The sequence below is a fragment of the Lichenihabitans sp. PAMC28606 genome, assembly GCF_020616535.1.
Lineage (GTDB): Bacteria > Pseudomonadota > Alphaproteobacteria > Rhizobiales > Beijerinckiaceae > Lichenihabitans > Lichenihabitans psoromatis.
The window spans coordinates 38,161-58,849 of the sequence record NZ_CP085136.1 but is presented as its reverse complement, the minus strand read 5'-3'; the positions used below and the strand labels follow the sequence as shown (position 1 = coordinate 58,849).

At 62.8% G+C, this 20,689-nt stretch carries 17 protein-coding genes; 11 read left to right on the top strand and 6 right to left on the bottom strand.

Annotation, left to right across the window (positions count from 1 at the left end; all coding sequences use genetic code 11):
* Nucleotides 1–13: 13 nt before the first annotated feature.
* Nucleotides 14–988 carry a CobW family GTP-binding protein gene (locus tag LGH83_RS00265; RefSeq protein WP_227400154.1) on the bottom strand — a complete coding sequence of 325 codons (975 nt, stop codon included), beginning with the start codon at nucleotides 986–988 and terminating at the stop codon, nucleotides 14–16.
* Nucleotides 985–2,004, bottom strand: coding sequence for a LacI family DNA-binding transcriptional regulator (locus LGH83_RS00260; protein WP_227400153.1), 1,020 nt, complete (start codon nucleotides 2,002–2,004; stop codon nucleotides 985–987). Before LGH83_RS00260 ends, LGH83_RS00265 begins: the two co-directional genes overlap by 4 nt.
* A gap of 184 nt (nucleotides 2,005–2,188) precedes the next feature.
* On the opposite strand from LGH83_RS00260, the gene LGH83_RS00255 reads away from it, so the two are divergent.
* The 4 genes from LGH83_RS00255 to LGH83_RS00240 are packed head-to-tail and all read left to right on the top strand — an operon-like array spanning nucleotide 2,189 to nucleotide 6,836.
* A complete protein-coding gene (locus LGH83_RS00255; RefSeq protein WP_227400152.1) occupies nucleotides 2,189–3,298 on the top strand; it encodes a substrate-binding domain-containing protein in 1,110 nt (369 codons plus the stop codon).
* On the top strand, nucleotides 3,295–4,839 hold the full coding sequence (locus LGH83_RS00250) for a sugar ABC transporter ATP-binding protein (protein WP_227400151.1): 1,545 nt from the start codon (nucleotides 3,295–3,297) through the stop codon (nucleotides 4,837–4,839). The genes LGH83_RS00255 and LGH83_RS00250 overlap by 4 nt, the downstream gene beginning before the upstream one ends.
* Nucleotides 4,836–5,873 carry an ABC transporter permease gene (locus LGH83_RS00245; protein ID WP_227400150.1) on the top strand — a complete coding sequence of 346 codons (1,038 nt, stop codon included), beginning with the start codon at nucleotides 4,836–4,838 and terminating at the stop codon, nucleotides 5,871–5,873. The genes LGH83_RS00250 and LGH83_RS00245 overlap by 4 nt, the downstream gene beginning before the upstream one ends.
* A 9-nt stretch (nucleotides 5,874–5,882) precedes the next feature.
* Nucleotides 5,883–6,836: a cyclase family protein gene (locus LGH83_RS00240; RefSeq protein WP_227400149.1), complete on the top strand. Its 954-nt coding sequence runs from the start codon at nucleotides 5,883–5,885 to the stop codon at nucleotides 6,834–6,836.
* Nucleotides 6,837–7,052: 216 nt separating this feature from the next.
* On the opposite strand, the gene LGH83_RS00235 is transcribed toward LGH83_RS00240, so the two are convergent.
* Nucleotides 7,053–10,676 (bottom strand): hydantoinase B/oxoprolinase family protein, encoded by a 3,624-nt coding sequence (locus tag LGH83_RS00235; RefSeq protein ID WP_227400148.1) that lies wholly within the window; start codon nucleotides 10,674–10,676, stop codon nucleotides 7,053–7,055.
* A 143-nt stretch (nucleotides 10,677–10,819) separates the two neighbouring features.
* Here LGH83_RS00235 and LGH83_RS00230 point away from each other — a divergent pair, with 143 nt between their 5' ends.
* From LGH83_RS00230 to LGH83_RS20055, 3 genes are all read left to right on the top strand, one after another.
* Nucleotides 10,820–11,998, top strand: a complete 1,179-nt coding sequence (locus LGH83_RS00230; RefSeq protein ID WP_227401942.1) for a M20 aminoacylase family protein — start codon at nucleotides 10,820–10,822, stop codon at nucleotides 11,996–11,998.
* A complete protein-coding gene (locus tag LGH83_RS00225; RefSeq protein ID WP_227400147.1) occupies nucleotides 11,995–13,002 on the top strand; it encodes an alpha/beta fold hydrolase in 1,008 nt (335 codons plus the stop codon). Before LGH83_RS00230 ends, LGH83_RS00225 begins: the two co-directional genes overlap by 4 nt.
* A gap of 100 nt (nucleotides 13,003–13,102) precedes the next feature.
* Nucleotides 13,103–13,411, top strand: a complete 309-nt coding sequence (locus LGH83_RS20055; protein ID WP_413771076.1) for a peptide deformylase — start codon at nucleotides 13,103–13,105, stop codon at nucleotides 13,409–13,411.
* Here the strand turns inward: LGH83_RS20055 and LGH83_RS00215 are convergent.
* The 3 genes from LGH83_RS00215 to LGH83_RS00205 are packed head-to-tail and all read right to left on the bottom strand — an operon-like array spanning nucleotide 13,339 to nucleotide 17,033.
* Nucleotides 13,339–14,343 carry an ABC transporter permease gene (locus tag LGH83_RS00215; protein WP_227400146.1) on the bottom strand — a complete coding sequence of 335 codons (1,005 nt, stop codon included), beginning with the start codon at nucleotides 14,341–14,343 and terminating at the stop codon, nucleotides 13,339–13,341. The genes LGH83_RS20055 and LGH83_RS00215 overlap by 73 nt on opposite strands.
* Nucleotides 14,340–15,884, bottom strand: coding sequence for a sugar ABC transporter ATP-binding protein (locus LGH83_RS00210; RefSeq protein ID WP_227400145.1), 1,545 nt, complete (start codon nucleotides 15,882–15,884; stop codon nucleotides 14,340–14,342). Before LGH83_RS00210 ends, LGH83_RS00215 begins: the two co-directional genes overlap by 4 nt.
* A 9-nt stretch (nucleotides 15,885–15,893) precedes the next feature.
* Entirely contained in the window at nucleotides 15,894–17,033 is a 1,140-nt protein-coding gene (locus LGH83_RS00205) for a sugar ABC transporter substrate-binding protein (RefSeq protein WP_227400144.1), read from the bottom strand.
* Between the two features lie 280 nt (nucleotides 17,034–17,313).
* Between LGH83_RS00205 and LGH83_RS00200 the strand changes: the two genes are divergently transcribed.
* The 4 genes from LGH83_RS00200 to LGH83_RS00185 all read left to right on the top strand — a co-directional run bounded on the left by LGH83_RS00200 (nucleotide 17,314) and on the right by LGH83_RS00185 (nucleotide 20,687).
* Nucleotides 17,314–18,069, top strand: coding sequence for a GntR family transcriptional regulator (locus LGH83_RS00200; protein ID WP_227400143.1), 756 nt, complete (start codon nucleotides 17,314–17,316; stop codon nucleotides 18,067–18,069).
* A 99-nt stretch (nucleotides 18,070–18,168) separates the two neighbouring features.
* The gene (locus tag LGH83_RS00195; protein ID WP_227400142.1) at nucleotides 18,169–18,924 is read left to right on the top strand and encodes an SDR family NAD(P)-dependent oxidoreductase; all 756 of its coding nucleotides are present in this window, start codon (nucleotides 18,169–18,171) and stop codon (nucleotides 18,922–18,924) included.
* 75 nt (nucleotides 18,925–18,999) lie between these two features.
* Complete coding sequence (locus LGH83_RS00190; protein WP_210215269.1) at nucleotides 19,000–20,361, top strand: acyclic terpene utilization AtuA family protein; 1,362 nt, start codon at nucleotides 19,000–19,002, stop codon at nucleotides 20,359–20,361.
* 2 nt (nucleotides 20,362–20,363) lie between these two features.
* On the top strand, nucleotides 20,364–20,687 hold the full coding sequence (locus LGH83_RS00185) for a DUF4387 domain-containing protein (protein ID WP_227400141.1): 324 nt from the start codon (nucleotides 20,364–20,366) through the stop codon (nucleotides 20,685–20,687).
* The last annotated feature ends 2 nt before the right edge of the window (nucleotides 20,688–20,689 follow it).

Below are 20,689 nucleotides of genomic sequence, written 5' to 3'. Positions count from 1 at the left end.
TGATCTTGTCCCTTTACGGAAAGAGCGTGAATCCCTCTTTCCCGCAAGACTGATTAAAGCCAAGCGGCGATGGACCACTGAAGATGAGCACTAGAAAGTCTTGCGCGTCCTGAGCAACTCCGGTCGGATCCTCGATGACAGGATAAAAAGTGTGGTGCACGGCTTGAAGGATGACGCGCGTGGCCGCACCGTCGAAGGCTAGCCGACCCTTGAGGCGCAGAAGATGCGGCGCTTCCGTCTCGATCAAGCGGGCAAGCCAGATCTTGAATGGGGTCCAGGCGAGCGGCCGGTGCGGTTTGAGCAGCACGGTCGTGATCGCGGCGAGGTGATCGTCTGGCGTGTCGCACAACAGGGGTCGATGCCTGAACGGCGCCACCGCCCTTTCGAAAAGATCATCAGGGTGCGCGTCGTGGCTGATGCCGATCGACGCGAGCGCATTCAACCGCCCCAGGCGACGCGCCAACGAAGCGAACGTCGACCCATGGATCAGATCCGTCTTGGACACCATCAACCGATCCGCGAGGACGACCTGATTGCGGCAGGTCGCTTGGTGGTCGATCTGCTGCGAGGCGAATTCGCCGTCCACCACCGTGACGATGCTCTGGAGTGCGAAACTGTCCATCAGCAGCGGATGGGACGTCAAGGCGGCGATCAGCGGGGCGGGTTCGGCCAGTCCGGTCGTCTCGATAAGCACGCGACCGAAATCTGGAATGGTGCCGGCCAGCCATCCGCGCCGAATCTCGCGCAGACACTGCACGATATCGTCGCGAATCGTGCAGCAGAGGCACCCGTTGGGGAGCAGGACGACGTTGTCTGTCACGGCTTTCAGCAGATCGTGATCAAGCCCGACCGCGCCGAATTCGTTGACCAGAACGAGCGTATCCCCCATCGCCGAATGCTGCAGCAACCGCCCAATCATCGTCGTCTTGCCGCTCCCCAGCATTCCGGTGACGACCGCGATCGGCCATGGTCCAACGCGACCCGTCATGTGTCTCGCGCGATGAGCTTTGGAGCAATGAGACGGCGTTCGGGTGGATCCTTCGGCGCTGCGATCCGGCGCATAAGCAGCAGAGCAGCCGCCCGACCAACCGCGGCCGGCCGCGTCGCGACCGTCGTTAGTTTTGGGACGCAATGGGAGCCTTCGGGGATATCGTCGAAGCCGACGACACCAAACGCTCGTCCCGCTTTGGAGCTGCGATTCTGCGCGGCGTAAAGGACTCCAAGCGCCATAATATCGTTGTGACAGATGATGCCAGTGGGTGGATCTCGTGCGGTAAGCAGCATCTCCGCCGCCTGAAAGGCGGCTGCACGATCGGTGACACAGGGGTGAATGCCGCTCGATGGTAGGCCATAGCGCTGGAGCGCTGCCTGAAACGCATTGACCCGTTCGAGCGCTGCGGATGTTTTGCGAATGCTCGACATCAGTGCAATTGAGCGGTGGCCACGTGCGACGAGATGGTCGACAGCCAATTCGGTACCCCGTCGAAAATCCGGAGCCACAAAATCTCCGACCGCCCCCTCGATCTCACGAAGGATTTGGACGAAGGGAAGCCGCCAACGTCGGAGTTGAGCCACAACATCGCCCGTCGTGCCTTCAGCAGCGCACAGAATGATGCCATCGACGCCTTGTTCTCGGATGCGACGAACGAAGCGGTCCTGACGCTCTGGCAATTCATTCGAGTTGGCGAGAAAAGTCAGGCGCCCCTCTTTGTCGAAGACATCGTCGATGCCGGCGGTCAGCTCGGCATAAAACGGGTTCGTGATCTCCGGCACGATCAGGCCAATCGTCCCTGACCTCCCCGTTCGAAGCCGAGCTGCGCCGCGATTGTAGACGTAGCCGACGCTGGCGATTGCGTCGGTGACCCTCTCGCGGGTCTCTGACGCTACGAGAGGGCTCGCCCGCAAAACCAACGACACGGTCGCGCGCGAGACGCCGGCCTTCTCGGCCACGTTGTTGAGCGTGACGGCCTTGGTCTCGTCAAACCTGTTTGAGCTTTCGTCCACTGTGTAACCCATCGCTGATGATGCGCTGAACGGTGGCGCGTCGCCCAAGCGTAAAGCATGACGCGATAAAACATAGAGCCGTTTAGATCGATCTAAATAAACGTTGACCGGGATGTTCGGCGTGAGAGACAATGACTCATAACGAGACGCTTCAAACGAGCGCGCCTTTTTAAGGGAGACGATAATGACGAGAGCACGGCCCCATACACGATCGACCGTATTGGCCATCGCTGGCCTAATCCCGCTGACGTCGGCCGCCAGAGCCGACGACGGGGTCGCGGCCGCCAAGGCGGCGATCGAGAAATATGCCGGACCACAGACGACTTGGCAGGGGCCCACATCCGCGCCGAAACCGGCGAAGGACATGATGCTCGTTTACCTCTCCGGTGACGAACAGAATGATATCTCGCGCGAGTATGGCCTCTCGATGAAGGAGGCCGCCGCCAAGCTTGGTTGGAAACTCACCGTCATCGACGGCAAGGGCAGCCCGTCATCCTGGGTTTCTGGATTTAACCAGGCGATCGCCCTGAAGCCGAACGGCATCGCAATCTTTGCCGATGCCAAGAGCCTGCAAGATCCAATCAAGACTGCGGCCGAGAAGGGCATCACGGTCATCGGACTACATGCCGCCTCGCTTCCGGGCCCTACCCCCGATCTTCACCTCTTCGTCAACATCCAGGAAGACCCGCGCGAGATCGGCAAGGCCGAAGCCGACTGGGCCATCGCGGACAGCAAGGGAACCGCGAAGGTCGTCGTCATCACGCATAATGAATATCAGATCGCCGAAACGAAATCGGGCGCCACCAAGGACGCGATCCTGGCATGTGCGGGCTGCAAACTGCTCGATTACGCTAATTTTCCGGCATCCGAAGCGGCGCAGCGTATGCCGCAACTGACGACGAGCTGGGTCCAACGGTTCGGCTTGCCGATTTACATCACGTCGGTGGGAGACAACGATCTCGATTTCGCTATCCCGGCGCTTCGAAGCGCGGGTGTCTCGCCGGATCAGGCCAAACTGATCGGCGCAGATGGCAACCGGTCCGCCTATGAGCGAATTCGCAAGGGCAAGCAGTACCAGACCGTGACGGTTTCGGAGCCGATCGAACTCCAAGCCTATCAAGCGGTCGATGAGTTCAACCGTGCCTTCAACAAGGCGCCCCCGAGTGGCTTCGTACAGCCCCCCTACCTGGTCACGGCCGAGAACGTCGGAACTCAAGGCGGCGACAAGAATATGTTCGTGCCGGAGAACAACTACAAAGCGGAATACCTAAAGATTTGGGGAATTGCGCCGTGATCGACTTGGACGAAGCCGCAACGCCTGGGGAGCAACTTCTCGAGCTCAGCGGTATCGTCAAGCAGTTCACCGGCACGCTTGCGCTCGACCATGTCGATTTCGATGTGCGTCGCGGCGAAATCCATGCGCTTCTCGGGCAAAATGGCGCCGGCAAATCGACCTTGATCAAAATCATGGCCGGCATCTACCCGCCGACCGAGGGACGGATGCGGTGGCGCGGGCGGGACGTTATCCCCGGCGACGTCGCTCTGCCCATCACGTTCATCCATCAGGATCTCGGCCTTGTCGATACGATGACCGTGGCCGAGAATGTGGCGATCCTGACCGGCTATCCGAGACGGCGGGGTCTCATTGATTGGGCCGCCGCCGCAATAGCCGCCCGGAAGGCTCTCGACCGAATGGGGAGCAGCATCGATCCGGAGACGCGTGTCGGAACTCTTTCGGCCGCCGACAAGTCCATCGTCGCTATCGCGCGCGCGCTTGCCCGACGGTGCGATCTTTTAGTGCTCGACGAACCGACGGCCGCGTTGCCGGCCGCCGACGTCGATCTTCTGCTTGGGACGTTGCAGCGCCTGAAGAAGAGCGGCATCGGCCTTCTCTACGTCACTCACCGTCTGGACGAAGTTTTCCGGATTGCGGATCGCCTGACCGTGCTGCGTGACGGTCGGCGGATCGCAACCCGCGTGATCCCCGCAACCTCTCAAACTGAGCTCGTCGAATGGATCGTCGGCGGAACGCTGACGCAGACGAGCTTCGCGGTGAAGCCCGCTTCTGAAACCGTCCTCCTGTCGCTCGACGATGTCGTCGTCTCGCAGGACGATGGAGCGGGCCGTGTTGGCCCCGTCTCCCTCGTGGTCCGACGTGGCGAAACGCTCGGTCTCGTGGGCCTGCGTGGCGCCGGCCACCATGCGCTCGGTCGAGCGCTGTTTGGTGCATTGCCAATCGAATCCGGCACCGTCTTATTCAAGGACAAACCGCTCAAAAGCGGTCGCCCATCGCGCGCAATCCAAAGCGGCATCGGCTTCGTGTCCAGCCGCCGTGGTGAAGAAAGTCTCGCCGGGGCGCTGAGCGTTCTCGAAAATCTTTTTATCAACTCGCGAACCCGCGGCGTGTCTCCCTTGCGGCCTATCGCCCGCGGACAGGAGCGCAAAGCGTGCGGGACGGTGCTGGCTCGCTTTTCGGTCCGCCCCCCCGACCCGACCCCTGCGATCGCGACGCTAAGTGGCGGCAACCAGCAGAAGGTCGTCGTCGCACGGTGGCTGGAGTCCGAGGTTGACTTGCTCATCCTCGAGGAACCGACAATCGGAGTCGATGTGGGCTCGAAGGCGGAGATTTACCGCGATCTCGATCTGGCACACGCCAATGGTCGAGCCGTGCTGCTGATCTCGTCCGACTTCGAGGAGATCGAGAAAGTTTGCCATCGTGCCCTGGTGTTCAATCGGGGCACCGTCATGGCACAGATCGCCGGCCCCGAGATCACGGTGGCTCGGCTCACCGCGCTCGCGGCCGGTGCCGATCCCGTATCGGAGGTCGCAGCATGAGTTCTCCCGTTCGACGAGCGCCCGCGACATCGTCGCGGCTCACCCAAGCCGTTTCGACCTGGGGCCTCCTCGTGCTCCTCGTCATACTGTTGACTCTCTTCTCGGTCTTGAAGCCAGACACCTTCCCGACCTATTTCAACATGCGATCGATCATTAACAACAAGGCCATCTCGGCGTTGGTCGCCTTGGCGGTTTTTCTGCCGATGACGGCCAATCATTTTGATCTCTCGGCGGGGTTCCTGCTCGGCATCGTCCAGGTTCTCGTGATCGGTCTACAGGGCCAGGGGCTCGGATGGGTCGAGGCGTCGGCTCTGGTCGTCGTATTGGGCGCGCTCGTCGGCCTGTTCAATGGCGTCCTTGTCACCGTCGTCGGCATCGACAGCTTCATCGCGACGCTCGGGACGGGAACGCTGCTCTATGGCTTCAATGAATGGTACACGGGCGGCCAGCAGGTCGTCGCGTCGCTGCCCGATAACTTCACAGGCCTCTCCGGCGTCGTGGCTGGAATTCCGCTGCCAGCACTTTACGTGCTGGTCCTCAGCCTGATCCTGTGGATCGTTTTCGAGTTCATGCCAATGGGGCGGCACCTGTATGTGCTCGGAGCGAATCCGCGCGCGGCCGAACTCAACGGCATTTCGGCGCGGCGCTACGTGACGGGGGCCTTCGTGGCAGCCGGGGCGACATCGGCCTTTGCCGGCATCATCCTCCAATCGCAGCTCCAAGTCGGCCAAAGTTCGGTCGGTCAGGAATATCTGCTTCCCGCCTTCACAGCAGCCTTATTGGGGGCGACGTCCATTCGGCCGGGGCGCGTCAATGTGTGGGGCACGATTCTGGCCGTCGCGGTTCTGGCCGTCACGGTGGCGGGCCTGAACCAACTTGGGGCGCCCTTCTTCGTCGAACCCATCTTCAACGGCGCCATGCTGATACTCGCCGTGGGCCTTGCGGTGACGGCGGCGAAGCGACGTATCAAGCTCAGTGCCGGTACCCCTGAAATCGCGACGGCTCTCCCAGGCGGTCACCCGAGCAGCAGTTGAGGAATTTTCATGTCTGACAATTGGGTCGACGATCCCGCGCAAAGCCCGGCCCTCGGGGAAACGTGGTATCCGTCTCGTTGGGGCGCCGACGATCAGTGCGGCGCCGGCAACCTCCTCGGCCCGCACAAGGTGAAGGAGGCGCTCTCTCTGGTCAATCGCCACGAGATCGTGCGGCTCGGCCACGAATACGACGCGAAAATCCCGCTCGCGCCAGGCCGCATTTTCGGCCTTCGGATGCCTGGCGGCCCGACCGGCGGTCCGTACGGGAGCCGCAGCAAGACGGTCTGGAACGACGAGTTCCTCACCACCGAGATCGGCCAGATCGGAACCCATATGGATGCGCTCGGGCATCTCGGTCGACAGATCGGCGATAAAGCCGATCACGGCAATATCCGGTTTTACAACGGCACCCCGCTGTCCGACATCTGGTCGCCTTATGGGCTAGTGCGCCTGGGCATCGAGAACGCACCCATTTTTTTCACGCCGGGTCTCCTGCTCGACGTCCAGGGCCTGAAAGGCCGGGTCATGGACCCGGGCGAAGAGATCACGCCTGCGGACCTGCGGGCCTGCCTCCAGCGTCAGGGCTTGAACGAGGAGGTGTTCGCGCCGGGTGACGCGGTCCTGATCCGGACCGGTCATGGTTCGCGGTTCCGGACCGAGGCCGCAACCTTCTATGACGGCGCTCCGGGCCTTGGTCTTGCGGCCGCAGAGTGGCTTGCAACGAAACAGCCGTGTGTCGTCGGTGCCGACAACTTCGCCGTCGATGTCGTCCCTCCAATTGACCCGGACGTGTTTCATCCCGTGCATCAGCACCTCATCATGAAACACGGTATCTACCTGCACGAAGGCATGAGCCTCGACGCGCTTGCGACGATAGAGCGATGGCGCTTCGCTTACATCTTCGCGCCTCTGCCGATCGTCGGGGCAACCGGATCTCCCGGCGCTCCATTCGCACTCCTATGAAGTCTTCGTAGACCGTCCATTGTTTTCTTTGAATCGATCTTAGCCTAAGTAATTGATATATATCAATATTTTATCTGCTCTGCTGCTTACGAAGGACGCCGCATTCGTCAATTAGAATGCCAGGATCGTGCGATTGTCCTCGACCTCTTTGTTCCATAGTTGGCAGTTTGAATAAATCGGGCGGCCAAGCGGAACCAAGCGCTTCTGCCATGACGCTCACGAGGCGTTGTCTCGCTGTGACACCGGCCCGTAACCACCGCCCGTGGGGGTCACGATCGTGATGGCTTCGCCGGCGTCCAGTCGCGTCTGCGCGCAGCCACCGATATGGTCGAGGCTGCCATCGAGGCGGCGCACGATGTTCTCACCGAGCGCGCCGGGCTCTCCGCCATCGACCCCGAAGGGCGCGACGCGGCGATGGCCGGACAGAACGGCGCAATCCATCGGCCGTAAAAACCGGATCGTCCGCGAGGTGCCGTCGCCAGCGTTCCAGCGGCCTCTGCCGCCCGATCCCTGGCGGATGCTGAAATCCTCGAGCACCACGGGATAGCGCAGTTCGAGGATCTCCGGGTCGGTCAGGCGGGAGTTGGTCATATGCGTGTGGATCGCGTCGACGCCATCGAACCCTGGCCCGGCCGGAGCGCCCGAGCAGATCGTCTCGTAATATTGATAGCGCTCGTCTCCGAACGTGAGATTGTTCATCGTGCCTTGCGCCGAGCCTAAGGTGCCGAGCGCCCCAAACAGGCAATCGGTCACGGCTTGGCTCACCTCGACATTGCCGGCCACGACGGCGGCGGGGTAGCGCGGCGACAGCATGGTGCCGTCCGGCATCACGATACGGACCGGCCGCAGGCATCCGGCATTCATCGGAATGGCCGAATTGACCAGCACCCGAAACACATAGAGCACGGCCGCCCGCGTGACGGGGCTCGGCGCGTTGAAGTTGTCGTCGCGTTGCGGCGATGTGCCGGTGAAATCGACCGTCGCGATGCGGGCCTCGCGGTCGATCGTGAGCTTGACCCGGATGACGCAGCCTTGATCCATCTCGAGCGTGAAATCGGCATCCGGCAGGGTTGCGATGACGCGCGCGACGCTTTCGGCCGCATTGTCCTGGACATGGCCCATATAGGCCTGCACGACGTCCAGCCCGAAATGCGTCACCATCCTGGCGAGTTCGGCGACACCTTTTGCATTGGCGGCGATCTGCGCTTTGAGATCGTTGATGTTCTGGACGACATTGCGAACCGGATAACGACCGCCGGTCAGCAGCGCCACCAACTCCGCTTCGCGGAAGTGGCCGCGGTCGACCAGATGGATATTGTCGAGATAGACGCCCTCCTCCTCGATCGTGCGGGCCAGGGGCGACATCGAGCCGGGCGCGGTGCCACCGATATCCGCATGGTGGCCGCGCGAGGCCACGAAGAACAGCAGGTTCTCATCATCGCCGAACATCGGCGTCACCACCGTGATGTCGGGCAGATGCGTGCCGCCGTTATAGGGCGCGTTGAGCGCATAGACGTCGCCTCGCCGCATGGTGCCGCCGAAAGCGTCGATGACGCTTTTGACCGACATGTCCATGGAGCCGAGGTGGACCGGCATATGCGGCGCGTTGGCCACGAGCGCGCCGTCGCTGTCGAACACGGCGCAGGAAAAGTCGAGCCGCTCCTTGATATTCACCGAATAAGCCGTGTTCTGCAGCGTCAGGCCCATCTGCTCGGCGATCGACATGAAGAGGTTGTTGAAGACTTCGAGCAGCACCGGATCCGCCGTGGTCCCGACCGCCGCCGTTGATCGCAGCGCCTCGACACGCCGCAGGATCACGTGATCCCGCGCCGAGATGTCCATGCGCCAGCCCGCCTCGACCACGACAGTCTGGTTCGGTTCGATCAGCAGCGCCGGCCCCGCAACCGTCATGCCGGGCGCGAGATCGGCCCGGAAGAACACGGGCGCCTCATGCCACGCGCCTTGCGCATAGAACCGGGTCTGCTCGGCGGGGCGCGGCGTCGCGTCGGTCAACGCATGTTCCGGCTCGACCACCGTGCTGCCGCCCCCGTTCGCCTCGGCGAAGAGGGCCTCGAAAGCCAGCGGCTTTGCGGCGTCGATAAAGCCGAAGCGCGCCAGATGCGCGGCCTCGAACGCCCGCGTCATGGTCGCGACATCGCCAAACGGCACTGCGAGCGCCGTGTCGGTGCCGGCATATCGCAGATGCGCCTGCACGCTCACGATACTGTTTGTAGCCGCGACGCCCTGGGCCGCGAGCTCGCCGAGCGCCTCGTCGGCAAGCGTCGCGAGGGCGGATTTTGCGTCGCCGATCGCCGCTTGGTCGAGATCGGCATGGAACGTCCGTTGCCGCGTCGCCCGGATCGCCGCGAGGCCCATACCATAGGCCGAGAGTACGCCCGACAGCGGATGGATCAGCACCGTGCTCATGCCGAGCGCATCGGCCACGAGGCAGGCATGTTGACCGCCCGCGCCGCCGAAACATTGCAGCGCATAACGGGTGACGTCGTAACCGCGCTGGACCGAAATCTTCTTGATGGCCGAGGCCATATTCTCGACCGCGATTCGCACGAAGCCGTCGGCGATCGCGGCGGCGCTTCGGGCGAGGCCCGTCTCGGCCGCCGCCATTGCGGCCGCCATGGCACCGAATGCCTCCTCGACGCCCGCCCGGTCGAGCGGCTCGGTTCCGTTCGGGCCGAAGATCTTGGGGAAGAAGGCGGGCTGCAGCTTGCCCAGCATGACATTGGCGTCCGTGACGGTCAGCGGCCCGCCGCGTCGATAGGCAGCGGGGCCGGGATTGGCGCCAGCCGAGTCCGGGCCGACCGTGAAACGTGACCCGTCGAAATTCAGGATCGAGCCGCCGCCGGCCGCCACGGTATGGATCAGCATCATGGGGGCGCGCATGCGAACGCCGGCGACTTCGGTCTCGAACGCGCGCTCATACTCGCCCGCGAAATGCGACACGTCGGTCGATGTGCCGCCCATGTCGAAGCCGACGACCCGATCGAAGCCGGCGATCGCGGCGGTTTCGATACACCCGACGACCCCGCCCGCCGGACCCGACAGAATGGCATCACGCCCCTGGAACAGGTGCGCGGCCGTGAGGCCGCCCGATGAGGCCATGAACATCAGACGGCAGCCGCCGGTGTTGCCGCCGAGCTCCGCCGCGACGCGGTCGACGTAACGCCGCAGGATCGGCGACAGATAAGCGTCCACCACCGTCGTGTCGCCGCGTCCGACGAGTTTGACCAGTGGACTGACGGCGTGGGAGGCGGACACCTGCGTGAAGCCGATGGCGCGCGCGAGATCCGCGACGGCGGCCTCATGGGCTGGAAAACGATAGCCGTGCATGAACACGATCGCGCACGACCGGATGCCATCCGCGAAAGCCGCCTCCAGAGCCGCGCGACTTGGTGCGAGATCCAGCGGGAGATCAACCGTACCATCGGCCCGGACGCGCTCGGACACCTCGATCACCCGTTCGTAGAGCTGTTCGGGTTTTTCGATCTTCTGCGCGAAAATATCGGCGCGGCCCTGATAGCCGATCCGTAAGGCATCGCGGAAGCCACGGGTGGTGACCAGCACGGTGCGGTCACCCTTTCGTTCCAGCAACGCATTCGTGGCCACGGTCGTGCCCATCTTGACCGCGGCGATACGGTCTGCCGGGATCGGGTCGCCAGCCGCAAGGCCGAGAACGTCGCGGATCCCATGCAGGGCTGCGTCCGGATAATGCTCGGGATTCTCGGACAGCAGCTTCCGGGCGACAAGATGCCCCCCGGGATCGCGCGCCACGATGTCCGTGAACGTGCCGCCGCGATCGATCCAGAATTCCCACTTGGTCAAAAACGGACTCCTCGACTTCGACAGCGGCAAACATCAACGATTCGTCACGGAACTGCTACTTGAACGTGCGCTTGTCGTCTAAAATCGAAGAGCGCGTGAGCCGCACGACGCCGACGCCTGAGCTCTGGCCGGAGGGATTTGATATGCCGATCCATAACCGCATCGCCGACTTCCACGCCGACATGACGGCGTGGCGGCATGATCTGCACCAGCATCCGGAACTGGCGCTCGAGGAACACCGGACCAGCGCCGTGATCCAGGCGAAGCTGAAGGAATTCGGGGTTGACGAGGTGGTGGCCGGAATTGCCCGCACGGGTGTCGTCGGGGTCATTCGCGGCAGCCAGCCGGGCGGTGCGATCGGCCTCCGGGCCGATATCGACGCCCTCCCGATCATCGAGCAGACCAATCTGCCCTATGCCTCGACGAACCCCGGTGTGATGCATGCCTGCGGCCACGACCGCCACACCACGATGCTGCTCGGCGCTGCCAAATATTTGGCGGAGACACGCAACTTCGCCGGCACCGTCTATGTCATTTTCCAGCCCGCCGAGGAGCAGCATGGGGGTGGCGAGATGATGGTGAAGGAAGGTCTGTTCGAGCGCTTCCCGATGGATCTGGTTTTCGGCATGCATAATTGGCCGAAGGATGCGGAAGGCACCTTCTTGTGGCGCGTCGGCCCCACGATGGCGGCGGTCGCCAACATCACGATCGTGGTCACGGGCAAGGGCGCGCACGGGGCGCAGCCACATAATGGCGTCGATCCAATCGTGGTCTCGGGCGCCATCGTGTCGGCGCTTCAATCGATTGTCGCCCGCAATGTCGATCCGACCGAGACCGCTGTGGTGACCATCGGCGAGATCAAAGGCGGCAATGCCTTCAACGTTATCCCACCCGACGTCACAATGCGCGGCACCGCGCGCTGGTTCAACCCCACGGTCGGCGACCTGCTGGAACGGGCCGTGATCCGCATCGCGCGAGCGACCGCCGAGGCCTACGGGGCCACGGCCGACGTGACCTTCGCCCGCACCTACCCAGCCGTCATCAACGACGAGGCCGCGACAGCCATGGCCCGAACCGCAGCGGAAGCCGTGGTGGGTGCCGCGCGCGTCGTGCCCATGGAGCAGCCAACGATGGGCGGCGAGGATTTCTCGTTCCTGCTGAATGCCAAGCAGGGCAATTACATCATGCTCGGTGCCGGCCGGACCGCGACCGATCCCCAGGTGCATCATCCACTTTACGATTTCAACGACGACATTTTGCCGGTCGGCGCCTCCTACTGGGCGACGCTTGCCGAACAGCTCCTTCCGCGAGTGCAGCCATGACCATGACCTCCGACACCGGCCGTTTCGTCCTTGGCGACCTGACCTTGCAGTCCGGCGACAAGCTGCCAAACGCCACGCTGAGCTGGAAGACCTACGGCACCCTGTCCCCGGCTAAAGACAACGTCGTCGTCTATCCGACGAGCTATTCGGCCCAGCATGCCGACCAAGACTGGCTCATCGCGCCCGACAAGGTGCTCGACCCCACACGCTGGTTCGTGATCGCGCCCGACATGTTCGGAAATGGCTTGTCGTCGAGCCCCTCCAACACGCCTGATTATCCGGCAGTCGTCACCACCGCCGACAATGTGCGGGCTCAAAAACGGCTGCTGGCGGAGGTCTTCGGCATCGAGCGCGTCGCCAGCGTCTATGGCTTCTCCATGGGGGCACAGCAGGCCTATCACTGGGCGGCGTTGTTCCCGGACGCCGTCGAACGCGCCATCGTGGTCTGCGGCAGCGCCAAGACCTCGGTGCACAACAAGGTCTTCCTCCTGTCGCTTCTCGCGACCCTGGAGGCGGCACCCGAGCATATCGGCGGCGGTCGCTTCTCGGCCGAACCGAAAGCCGCGTTGCGCGCCTTCGCCCGTGTCTATGCCGGCTGGGCCATGAGCCAGGATTGGTATCGCGCGGACCTGCACCTGAGCGCAGGCGCCGCCGACCTCGACGATTTCCTCGACGCCCAATGGGAGCCGGGCTTCACCCGACGCACCGCAGCCGACCTCTACGCCCAGGCCACCACCTGGCTGCATTCGGACATCAGCGCCAACACGCTTTACGACGGCGATCTCGTCCGCGCCCTTCAGGCGATCCAGGCCCGAGTCCTGCTGCTGCCGGCTCGGACGGACCTCTACTTTCCCGTGGCCGACAATGCCAAAGAGTTGTCCCACCTGGCCCATGGCGAACTCCGCCCCATTCCGACGATTTGGGGGCATCGCGCCGGTAGCCCGAGCGACAATCCGGCTGACCTCGCGTTTCTCCGCAAAGCCGTGTTGGATTGGATGGGCTGACCCGCGCCCGCCGCTCTCGAACGCGTGACCAGAAAGGACCCCGCATGATCATCGGATCGTCATCCACCCTGATCCAGTCCTGCACGACATCTCCACGCCTGTGCCGCAGGTCACCGAGGCAACCCGCACGCTTCTCCATGACATGCTCGAGACGATGCACGACGCCCAGGGGCGTGGGCTCGCGGCGGTGCAGATCGATGCGGCGTTCGGTACCGGCATCGGCATCGGTGCGGGCCCGACTGCGGGCGGGGTTACCCCCGCACCACCTGACCGGTTTCCAGCACGTGATCCGGCGTCAGCGGCGGCTTCAGGCGCAGCCAAATGGGCGATCTCGGGTCAAAACTGTTGTTCGGCGCGACCGCGAACCCATTGCGACAGCACAACCGCGACCAGCAGAGCGCCACCGTAGAACAGCGATTGCACGAAGGAGCTTAGGCCCATGAACATCAGGCCGGTGATACCGATTACGAGGAAATAGACCGCGACGATCGTGCCCCACGCGTTGAAGCGGCCCGGCTGAATGGCCGTCGACCCGAGAAACGCGGCCGCGAAGGCGGGCAATTGGAACGAAGCGCCCGACGAGGGATCGGCTGCTCCCTGCGTCCCGCAATAGAGAATGCCTGCGATGGAACCCAGCAGCCCCGACACGATCAGGGCACCCCAACGGACGCGGTCGGCATTGATACCACTGAGACGGGATACCTCCCGGCCGCGGCCGACGAAGAGCATCCGTCGTCCCATGGCTGTATGCTCGAAAACGTACCAGAGAACCAAGGCCAACAGGATTGCATAGTAGAATACAAGCGGCACGCCGAAGAGCCGCTTGACGATGACATAGTCCATCAGCGCGAAGTCGACGCCGCTGATCGTCTGCGATCCACTCAGCCAGGTCGCCAAGCCGCTCACGAACGTACCCGTTGCGATGGTCACGATGAGCGAGTGGATCCGAAAATAGGTGATGAAGAACCCATTCAGCAATCCGACCACCAGCCCCATCAGCAAGGCGGCCGGGACCGCAAGCCACAGCGACAGACCCATCTGGGCGTTCATCACCGCGACGATTACCGATGCGAGCACCAGAACGTTGGCGATCGACATGTCGAAGTCGTTGGACGTCAGCGGGACGATGAGCGCGAGCGCCACGATGGCGAGCACCGCCTGTGAACCCAGCATCCCCGATATGTTGCCCCAACTCAGGAACGTGTCCGGCAGCAAAATGCCGAAGAGCGCAAAGAGGATGATCAGCGCGATCACGAGGCCGAAGCGCTCGATCGCGGCAGTAATGTTCAGGCGAACCCGCGGCTTTATCTGAGCGGCCAGCGATGTGGATGCGATCTTCATGGGACACCTTGCAGCTGGATGGAACCGCGGAGGCAGGTTTCAGCGATGGTCTGTTTCGAGATCTGCTCGCCCTCGAGCTGGGCGCCGATTTGCCCGTCGGCGAAGACCAGTACCCGGTCACACAGAAGGGCGAGTTGCTCATAGTCGGAGCTGGCGCATATGACGGCAGCGCCCTTGCGCGTGGCATTGCGGATGGCGTCAAACACCAGTTCTCTGGCGCCCACATCGACGCCTTGGGTCGGCTCGTCCAACAGGATGAGGCTTGGGTCTGTCTGTAGCCATTTCGCAAGCACGACTTTTTGCGCGTTCCCGCCGGACAGCGAGGACAGCGCCCGTTCGGGGCGGTTCGGCACGACGCCGAATTGTTGCCCGAGATCATGCGCCAACTGGTGCATCGGCGTGCGCCTGACACACCACGGGTTTAATTTGTGGCCGAGCACCGGCATCGTAACGTTGTCGGCGATCGGCAACATGCCGATGGCGGCTTTGGCGTTGCGGTCCCCCGGAATCAGAACCGTGCCCATCTTCAACGACCGAGCCGGCGTCGCTTCAGCAAGCGCGACGCTCTCCTCCGCGACGCGCAAGCTGCCGCCCTCACAGGGTAGCGCGCCGTAGAGCATGTAGACGACCGACTCGAAGCCAGAGCCCAGCAGGCCGGTCAGGCCCAGAATTTCGCCAGGCTGCACCTCGAAGCCGACATCCGCGACGCCGTTCCCGCGGAGGCCGGTGATCGCGGCCTTTGCGGGGCCGCGCCGGGCGACATCGGAGTGAGGCCGGGCGGTGCGCAGCGCGCGCCCGATGATGAGTTCGATCAAATCCTCGCGCGTCGAGGTCTTGGTCGCGATGGTGCCGGCAACGCGGCCGTCGCGCAGCACCGTCGCGCGGTCGGTGATCTCGCGCACCTCGTCGATGTCGTGCGAGACGAAAAGAACGCTTGCGCCCCCCGCGACAATCCGACGAACGAGAGCGAAAAGCATCTCGACGTCCCGCTTGGGGAGAAAGGGCGTCGGCTCGTCGAGAATGAGGAGGCCCGCACCAGCATCGCGGGATCGCAAACCGAGATCCTCGACGGCGCGGACGATGGCCACCATGGCTCGCTCGATGGCGAGCAGGCCACCGACGGTTGCGGCCGGATCGATCGACAGATCATAGCGCTGGAAGATCGCAGCGCACTCGGCTCGTGCCTTGCGCCATGACAACGCCATGTCGTTCGAGCGGCCAAGACGGCCCAGCAACATGTTCTCGACCACGGTCAACGACGGGATCAGGGCGAGGTTCTGATGCACGGTACTGATGCCGAGCGACTGGGCTTGCCCGCTCGGCAAAGGCAGCGCGACCGGGCGACCGCCAATCATCAGTTCGGCCCCAGGATCGGCGTTCTGGTAACCGGCCAGGATTTTGATTAACGTCGACTTACCGCAGCCATTCTGCCCCAAAAGGCCGTGCACTTCGCCCGGTTCGATGGTCAGGCTCACGTCGTCGAGCGCACGATGGCCTCCGAAGGTCTTTGAGAAGTGCCGTGCCTGCAGGGCTGACGTCATGGCGTGGGGTTAATCCATCATCCAGAGCTTGTTATAACCGGCAACGTAAGCATCGCCGTAGCCCTTGGACACTTCCGGCGGCGTACCGGCCTCCTTCGCGTTGCTGGCATCGAACAGATAGAACGGGATGAGGGGATCGTTGACCGGTGTCAGCCCACAGACCCGCCGCATATTGGCGTCGAGCACCGCACGAGCGACCCAGGCGAGACTCTCGCCGATCGTCATGTCGACGCGACCCTGCTGGATGAGACTCAGCGCCCCGGGCGTGCCGTTGAAACCGTCGATGAGAACTCGGTCCTGCGCGTTGGCCAGGATCACTCCGGGAACAACGAACTGCGTCATGCCGTCGTAGATCGTGATGATGTAGTTGATGGTCGGATCGGCCGTCAGCGCGGATTGCACCGTCGGGGTCAGCCGCGTCGCCCAGTCGACGGGCGGAACGTTGACGGTTTTGCTGGTGCAGGTCGCACATTTCTTGAGTTCCTGCTCCACCCCGGACTGGATGAGCCCCGTGGCGAGTGGCCCGGTGGCGATCAGCACGAGCGCATTGAGTTTGCCTTCGCGCTTCACGATGGCCCAATCGGCCAGGATATTGCCGACAGTCCGGTAGTCCACAACCGCATCGCCATCGACATACTTCATCATCTCGGCGCGTTGCTCGATCCCGTTGTCGTGCGAAGCCACGACCGGGATACCGGCTTGCTTGGCGGCCAGAATTTGGGGCACCAGCGTGCGAGGGTCGGTACCGGCCAACAAATCGATGAGGCTTGCCTTTTGTACGATGGCGGCGTTGACGCCCTGTGCCCATTGTTGGCTGGTCCCCTGGTTTTCCCAGGTCGTGAACTTGAAGCCGACGCGATCCGCGATGGCCTTCATCTCTTTTTCGATCGCCGCCGTGAAGGTGTTCTCGCTGGAGACCGGAATCGAAACGATGCTCTTGCCAGCCATGCATTGACGGGCGTCAAAAGCCGGGCCAGCGGCCTTGAAGGACGGCTTGCTCTGGAAACGAGCCAGCGACGCTTCGAAAGGCGCAAGGTCGACGTCCGCAGCCCGACCCGGGGCCGCACTTGCGACGAGGCCGGTCAGAAGAGATGCGGCACCAATCAACGAGATGCGGGCCCGACGCCCCGTGAAAATCTTTCGCAACATCACTGCCTCACCGGTTCGCTCCACAGGACCCTTCCCGTTGTTGTCTTCAGTCTACAGAGTTTGAGGTCGACGAGAAGTCGATATTATAGGATTTTTTGCAATCGAGCGCAGCGAAGTGACTATTTTGCAGGCAAACAACCATTTTGCGACTTGACGTTGGTGCGGGCGAGCAGAGGAAACATGAGCCGATGCCCTTGCGCGGCGCGAACGGATCGGTCAACCGTCGACGTCTGGCCGTAAGCGTCACTTGTATTTCCTGATGAGAGGCAAACACACTCCGATGGATGCTGACAACGTCCCCCATGGCAACGGCCTCAGCGGATTTGCCGTCACGGCGCAGGTGGCGCTGACCGAACAGGTCATCCAGAAACTCGTGACGGCCATCATTAGCGGTGTGCTCAAGCCCGGCGAACGATTGATCGAGACCAAGGTTGCGGCCGATCTCGGCGTCAGTCGGGGGCCATTGCGGGAGGCCTTGAAAGTGTTGACCGGGCAAGGTCTCGTCGTCACCAGCGCTGGGCGCGGGACTCGCGTGGCCGAACTCTCGATTGCCGACGTTGAAAACATGTCTTTGCTGCGCGCCATGCTCGAGGGGCTTGCGGCTCGTCAATTCGCGGCGGATGCATCGCCCGAAAGCCGGAGCCAATTGCGCGACGTCTATGCCGCGATGCTCAAAGCGGCCACGGATGGACGTGAAAACGACTACAAGGCTCTCGATTCCCGATTTCACGAGACGATGGTGGTCGGCTCGGGAAACCGCTTCCTCGTGAGCAGTTGGCAAGCGTTGCGGACGTTGCTTTACGCCTATCTGGCCCGCAGCGAACTCTACCACGCGCAACCAACCGAGGTTGCCGGTCGACATAAGGCTTTTCTGGATGCCCTTGAGTCCGGCGACCCTGTCGAGGCCGAGGAACTGTTCCGGAGCGTCATCCTCCTGAAGGCCTATCAAAACCTCAACAAGCCTATTCCGAGCTCCATCATGGGTTATGTGACCCGCGACATCCGGAAGGATGGAACGGTGATGCGCCTGCGCTAGAGCGGTCGCAGAACAGATGCCAAGTCGATAAATAAAGTGTGCGCAGGTCCGGCACAGGCGCAAGCACGTCTCGAGCCTTGAGCGTCAGAAGCAGAGGCGATGATAATGATCTTGAAGGGGAAGACCGCCCTGGTCACAGGAGCGCAGAAGGGGATCGGCCGGGCAACCGCCATGATGCTTGCCGAAGCCGGCGCGGATATTGTGGTGCACTATTTCGATGACGAAGCAGCGAGCCAGAGCCTTGCCGCCTCGATCACGTCGCTCGGTCGCAAATGCGTGACCATACAGGCAGATCTACGGGATGTGTCCGCCGCGCGTGAGCTCGTCGACGCCGCGCGGGACGCGATGGGACCGCTCCATATCGTCGTCAACAATGCCGGCATCTTTCATCGGGCGTCCCTCGCCACCCTGTCGCCTGATCTCTGGGACATGACGCTGGACGTCAATCTTCGAGCCAGCACCTTCGTGATTCAGGCTGCCGTCGCGCATATGCGAGCGGACGGCATCGCTGGCTCGATTATTAACGTTTCCTCGGTGGCTGCCTACGGAACGGCCCGGGGGGTACATTACAGCGCCAGCAAGGGCGGCATGGATGCGATGACGAGGGCCGTCGCGCTCGATGTCGCGCGCGAAGGTATCCGCGTGAACGCCGTCGCACCGGGCATGATCCTGACCGACCAGGCTCTCGAAGGACACGCGGTCGAGGAGTTGCGGGCCATTGCCTTGGAAACACTCCCAGGACGCTTGGGAACAGCCGAAGAGGTCGCCAGCGTCGTGGTCTTTCTCGCATCGGACGCAGCCAGTTTCATCAATGGCGAGATCATCGCCGTGAATGGCGGAGCTCGAATGGCATAAACGCGACATTGAGCATTGACTTTTCTGTCGACAGTAGACGAGAAAGGCTCATCGCCCATCCGTGGAGTAAGCCGTTTGGCCGAAGTTCGCCTGCTTTCGACGACCGCTATCCTCGGTTATGGATTTCCGGCTGAGTCCCTCACGCGCGGGATGGCGCGCCGTCCCGACCTCATCGGCGCCGATGCGGGCAGCGTCGATCCGGGCCCTTACTATCTCGGCTCGGGCAAAGGCTTCACCTCTCCGCGCGCCGTCAAACGCGACCTGCAGCTCATGCTGCGCGCCGCTTCGGACCATGGCGTCCCCGTCGTGATCAGCACGGCGGGCGGCGCCGGCGGGCAGCCGCATCTCGAGGCGACAGCAGCGATCGCACGCGAGATCGCGGCCGAAGACAAGCTCGGCTTCAAGATGGCGCTGATCGGTTCGGAACAGGATAAGGAACTGCTCGCGACGCGAGCCGAAGCGGGTCAGACCAAGCCACTGGCGGGCCTGCCTCCTCTGACGCGCCGGACGATCGAAGCATCAACCCGTATTGTCGGGCTGATGGGCCCGGAACCCTATCGCGCCGCGCTCGATGCCGGCGCACAAGTCATCATCGCTGGACGCAGTACCGACCCGGCACCATGGGCGGCCGCTGTTTTGCGCGGCGGCTTAGGGCATGCCGAGGCTTGGTATGCTGGCAAGATGCTGGAATGCGGCGCGGAACCAGCGCTTCCCAAGAAAGAGGATTGTCTGTTCGTCACGGTCGGCGACGGATATGTCGAATGTGAGCCGACCAATCCCATCCGGCGCTGCACGCCCTTGTCGGTCGCCAATTTCGCGCTGCATGAAAATTCCAGCCCCATTCGGCATATCGAACCGGGCGGCATCCTCGATACGTCCGCTTGTCGCTTCGATGCCGTCTCCGATCGCGCCGTTCGCATTTCCGGTATGCGATGGGAGCCGGCTGAGCGCCTGACCATAAAGCTCGAAGGCGTCGAACTTGCCGGGTTTCGCTCGATCACGATCTGCGCCACACGCGATCCGGTCCTGATCGCCAATATCGAGCCGTATCTCGCCAAAGTTCGTGAGGTCGTGGCCGATAAGTCGGCCGCCTTCGGCATCGCGCCGGAGGCCTATCGCCTGATCATCCGCAGCTACGGCCTGAACGGCGTCATGGGCGACCTCGAACCCCTTGCCAACACGCCGGCCCACGAACTGTGCTTTGTGGTGGAGGCTGTTTGCGAGACGCAGGAACAGGCGGCGGCTGTGATCGGCATGGCGCGGCTCACGATGCTGCATTCGGATTTCGCCGGGCGCCTCTGCAAGGAAGGCAATATGGCCATTCCGTTCTCGCCGTCGGACATCGACGTCGGCCCGATGTACCGGTTCAACGTGTTTCACACGGTCGAGGCCATGTCGCCGACGGAACTCTTTCCCATTACCTACGAGACGGTTTGACAATGGCCCGCATCGGCAGCATCGCCCAGGTCTGCAAGAGCAAGAACGCCGGACCATTCCACTTCACCATCGACGTCGTCTTCGAAGACGCCGCGATGTTTCGCGACGTGAAGGCGACAGGCGTCATCAACGCCGAACTCTTTGCGAAGCTCTACAAGGTCGACTTGGACCAGGTGCAGTTCACGATTTACGATGCCGCCATGGCGTTCAAAGCGACTGTGCCGCGCAAGATCCCGGCGGGCGATTTTGGCGACACCGACGTCTATGGCGCGCAGCAGCATGCACCGCTGCTGGATGTCGACATCCCGATCAACGCTCTAGCCTGAGG

Excerpts from the sequence above, each read along its gene's own strand:
- LGH83_RS00265 (WP_227400154.1), bottom strand. The coding sequence starts at position 988 with ATGACGGGTCGCGTTGGACCATGGCCGATCGCGGTCGTCACCGGAATG.
- LGH83_RS00255 (WP_227400152.1), top strand. The coding sequence starts at position 2,189 with ATGACGAGAGCACGGCCCCATACACGATCGACCGTATTGGCCATCGCT.
- LGH83_RS00245 (WP_227400150.1), top strand. The coding sequence starts at position 4,836 with ATGAGTTCTCCCGTTCGACGAGCGCCCGCGACATCGTCGCGGCTCACC.
- LGH83_RS00240 (WP_227400149.1), top strand. The coding sequence starts at position 5,883 with ATGTCTGACAATTGGGTCGACGATCCCGCGCAAAGCCCGGCCCTCGGG.
- LGH83_RS00230 (WP_227401942.1), top strand. The coding sequence starts at position 10,820 with ATGCCGATCCATAACCGCATCGCCGACTTCCACGCCGACATGACGGCG.
- LGH83_RS00225 (WP_227400147.1), top strand. The coding sequence starts at position 11,995 with ATGACCATGACCTCCGACACCGGCCGTTTCGTCCTTGGCGACCTGACC.
- LGH83_RS00215 (WP_227400146.1), bottom strand. The coding sequence starts at position 14,343 with ATGAAGATCGCATCCACATCGCTGGCCGCTCAGATAAAGCCGCGGGTT.
- LGH83_RS00210 (WP_227400145.1), bottom strand. The coding sequence starts at position 15,884 with ATGACGTCAGCCCTGCAGGCACGGCACTTCTCAAAGACCTTCGGAGGC.
- LGH83_RS00205 (WP_227400144.1), bottom strand. The coding sequence starts at position 17,033 with ATGTTGCGAAAGATTTTCACGGGGCGTCGGGCCCGCATCTCGTTGATT.
- LGH83_RS00200 (WP_227400143.1), top strand. The coding sequence starts at position 17,314 with ATGGATGCTGACAACGTCCCCCATGGCAACGGCCTCAGCGGATTTGCC.
- LGH83_RS00195 (WP_227400142.1), top strand. The coding sequence starts at position 18,169 with ATGATAATGATCTTGAAGGGGAAGACCGCCCTGGTCACAGGAGCGCAG.
- LGH83_RS00185 (WP_227400141.1), top strand. The coding sequence starts at position 20,364 with ATGGCCCGCATCGGCAGCATCGCCCAGGTCTGCAAGAGCAAGAACGCC.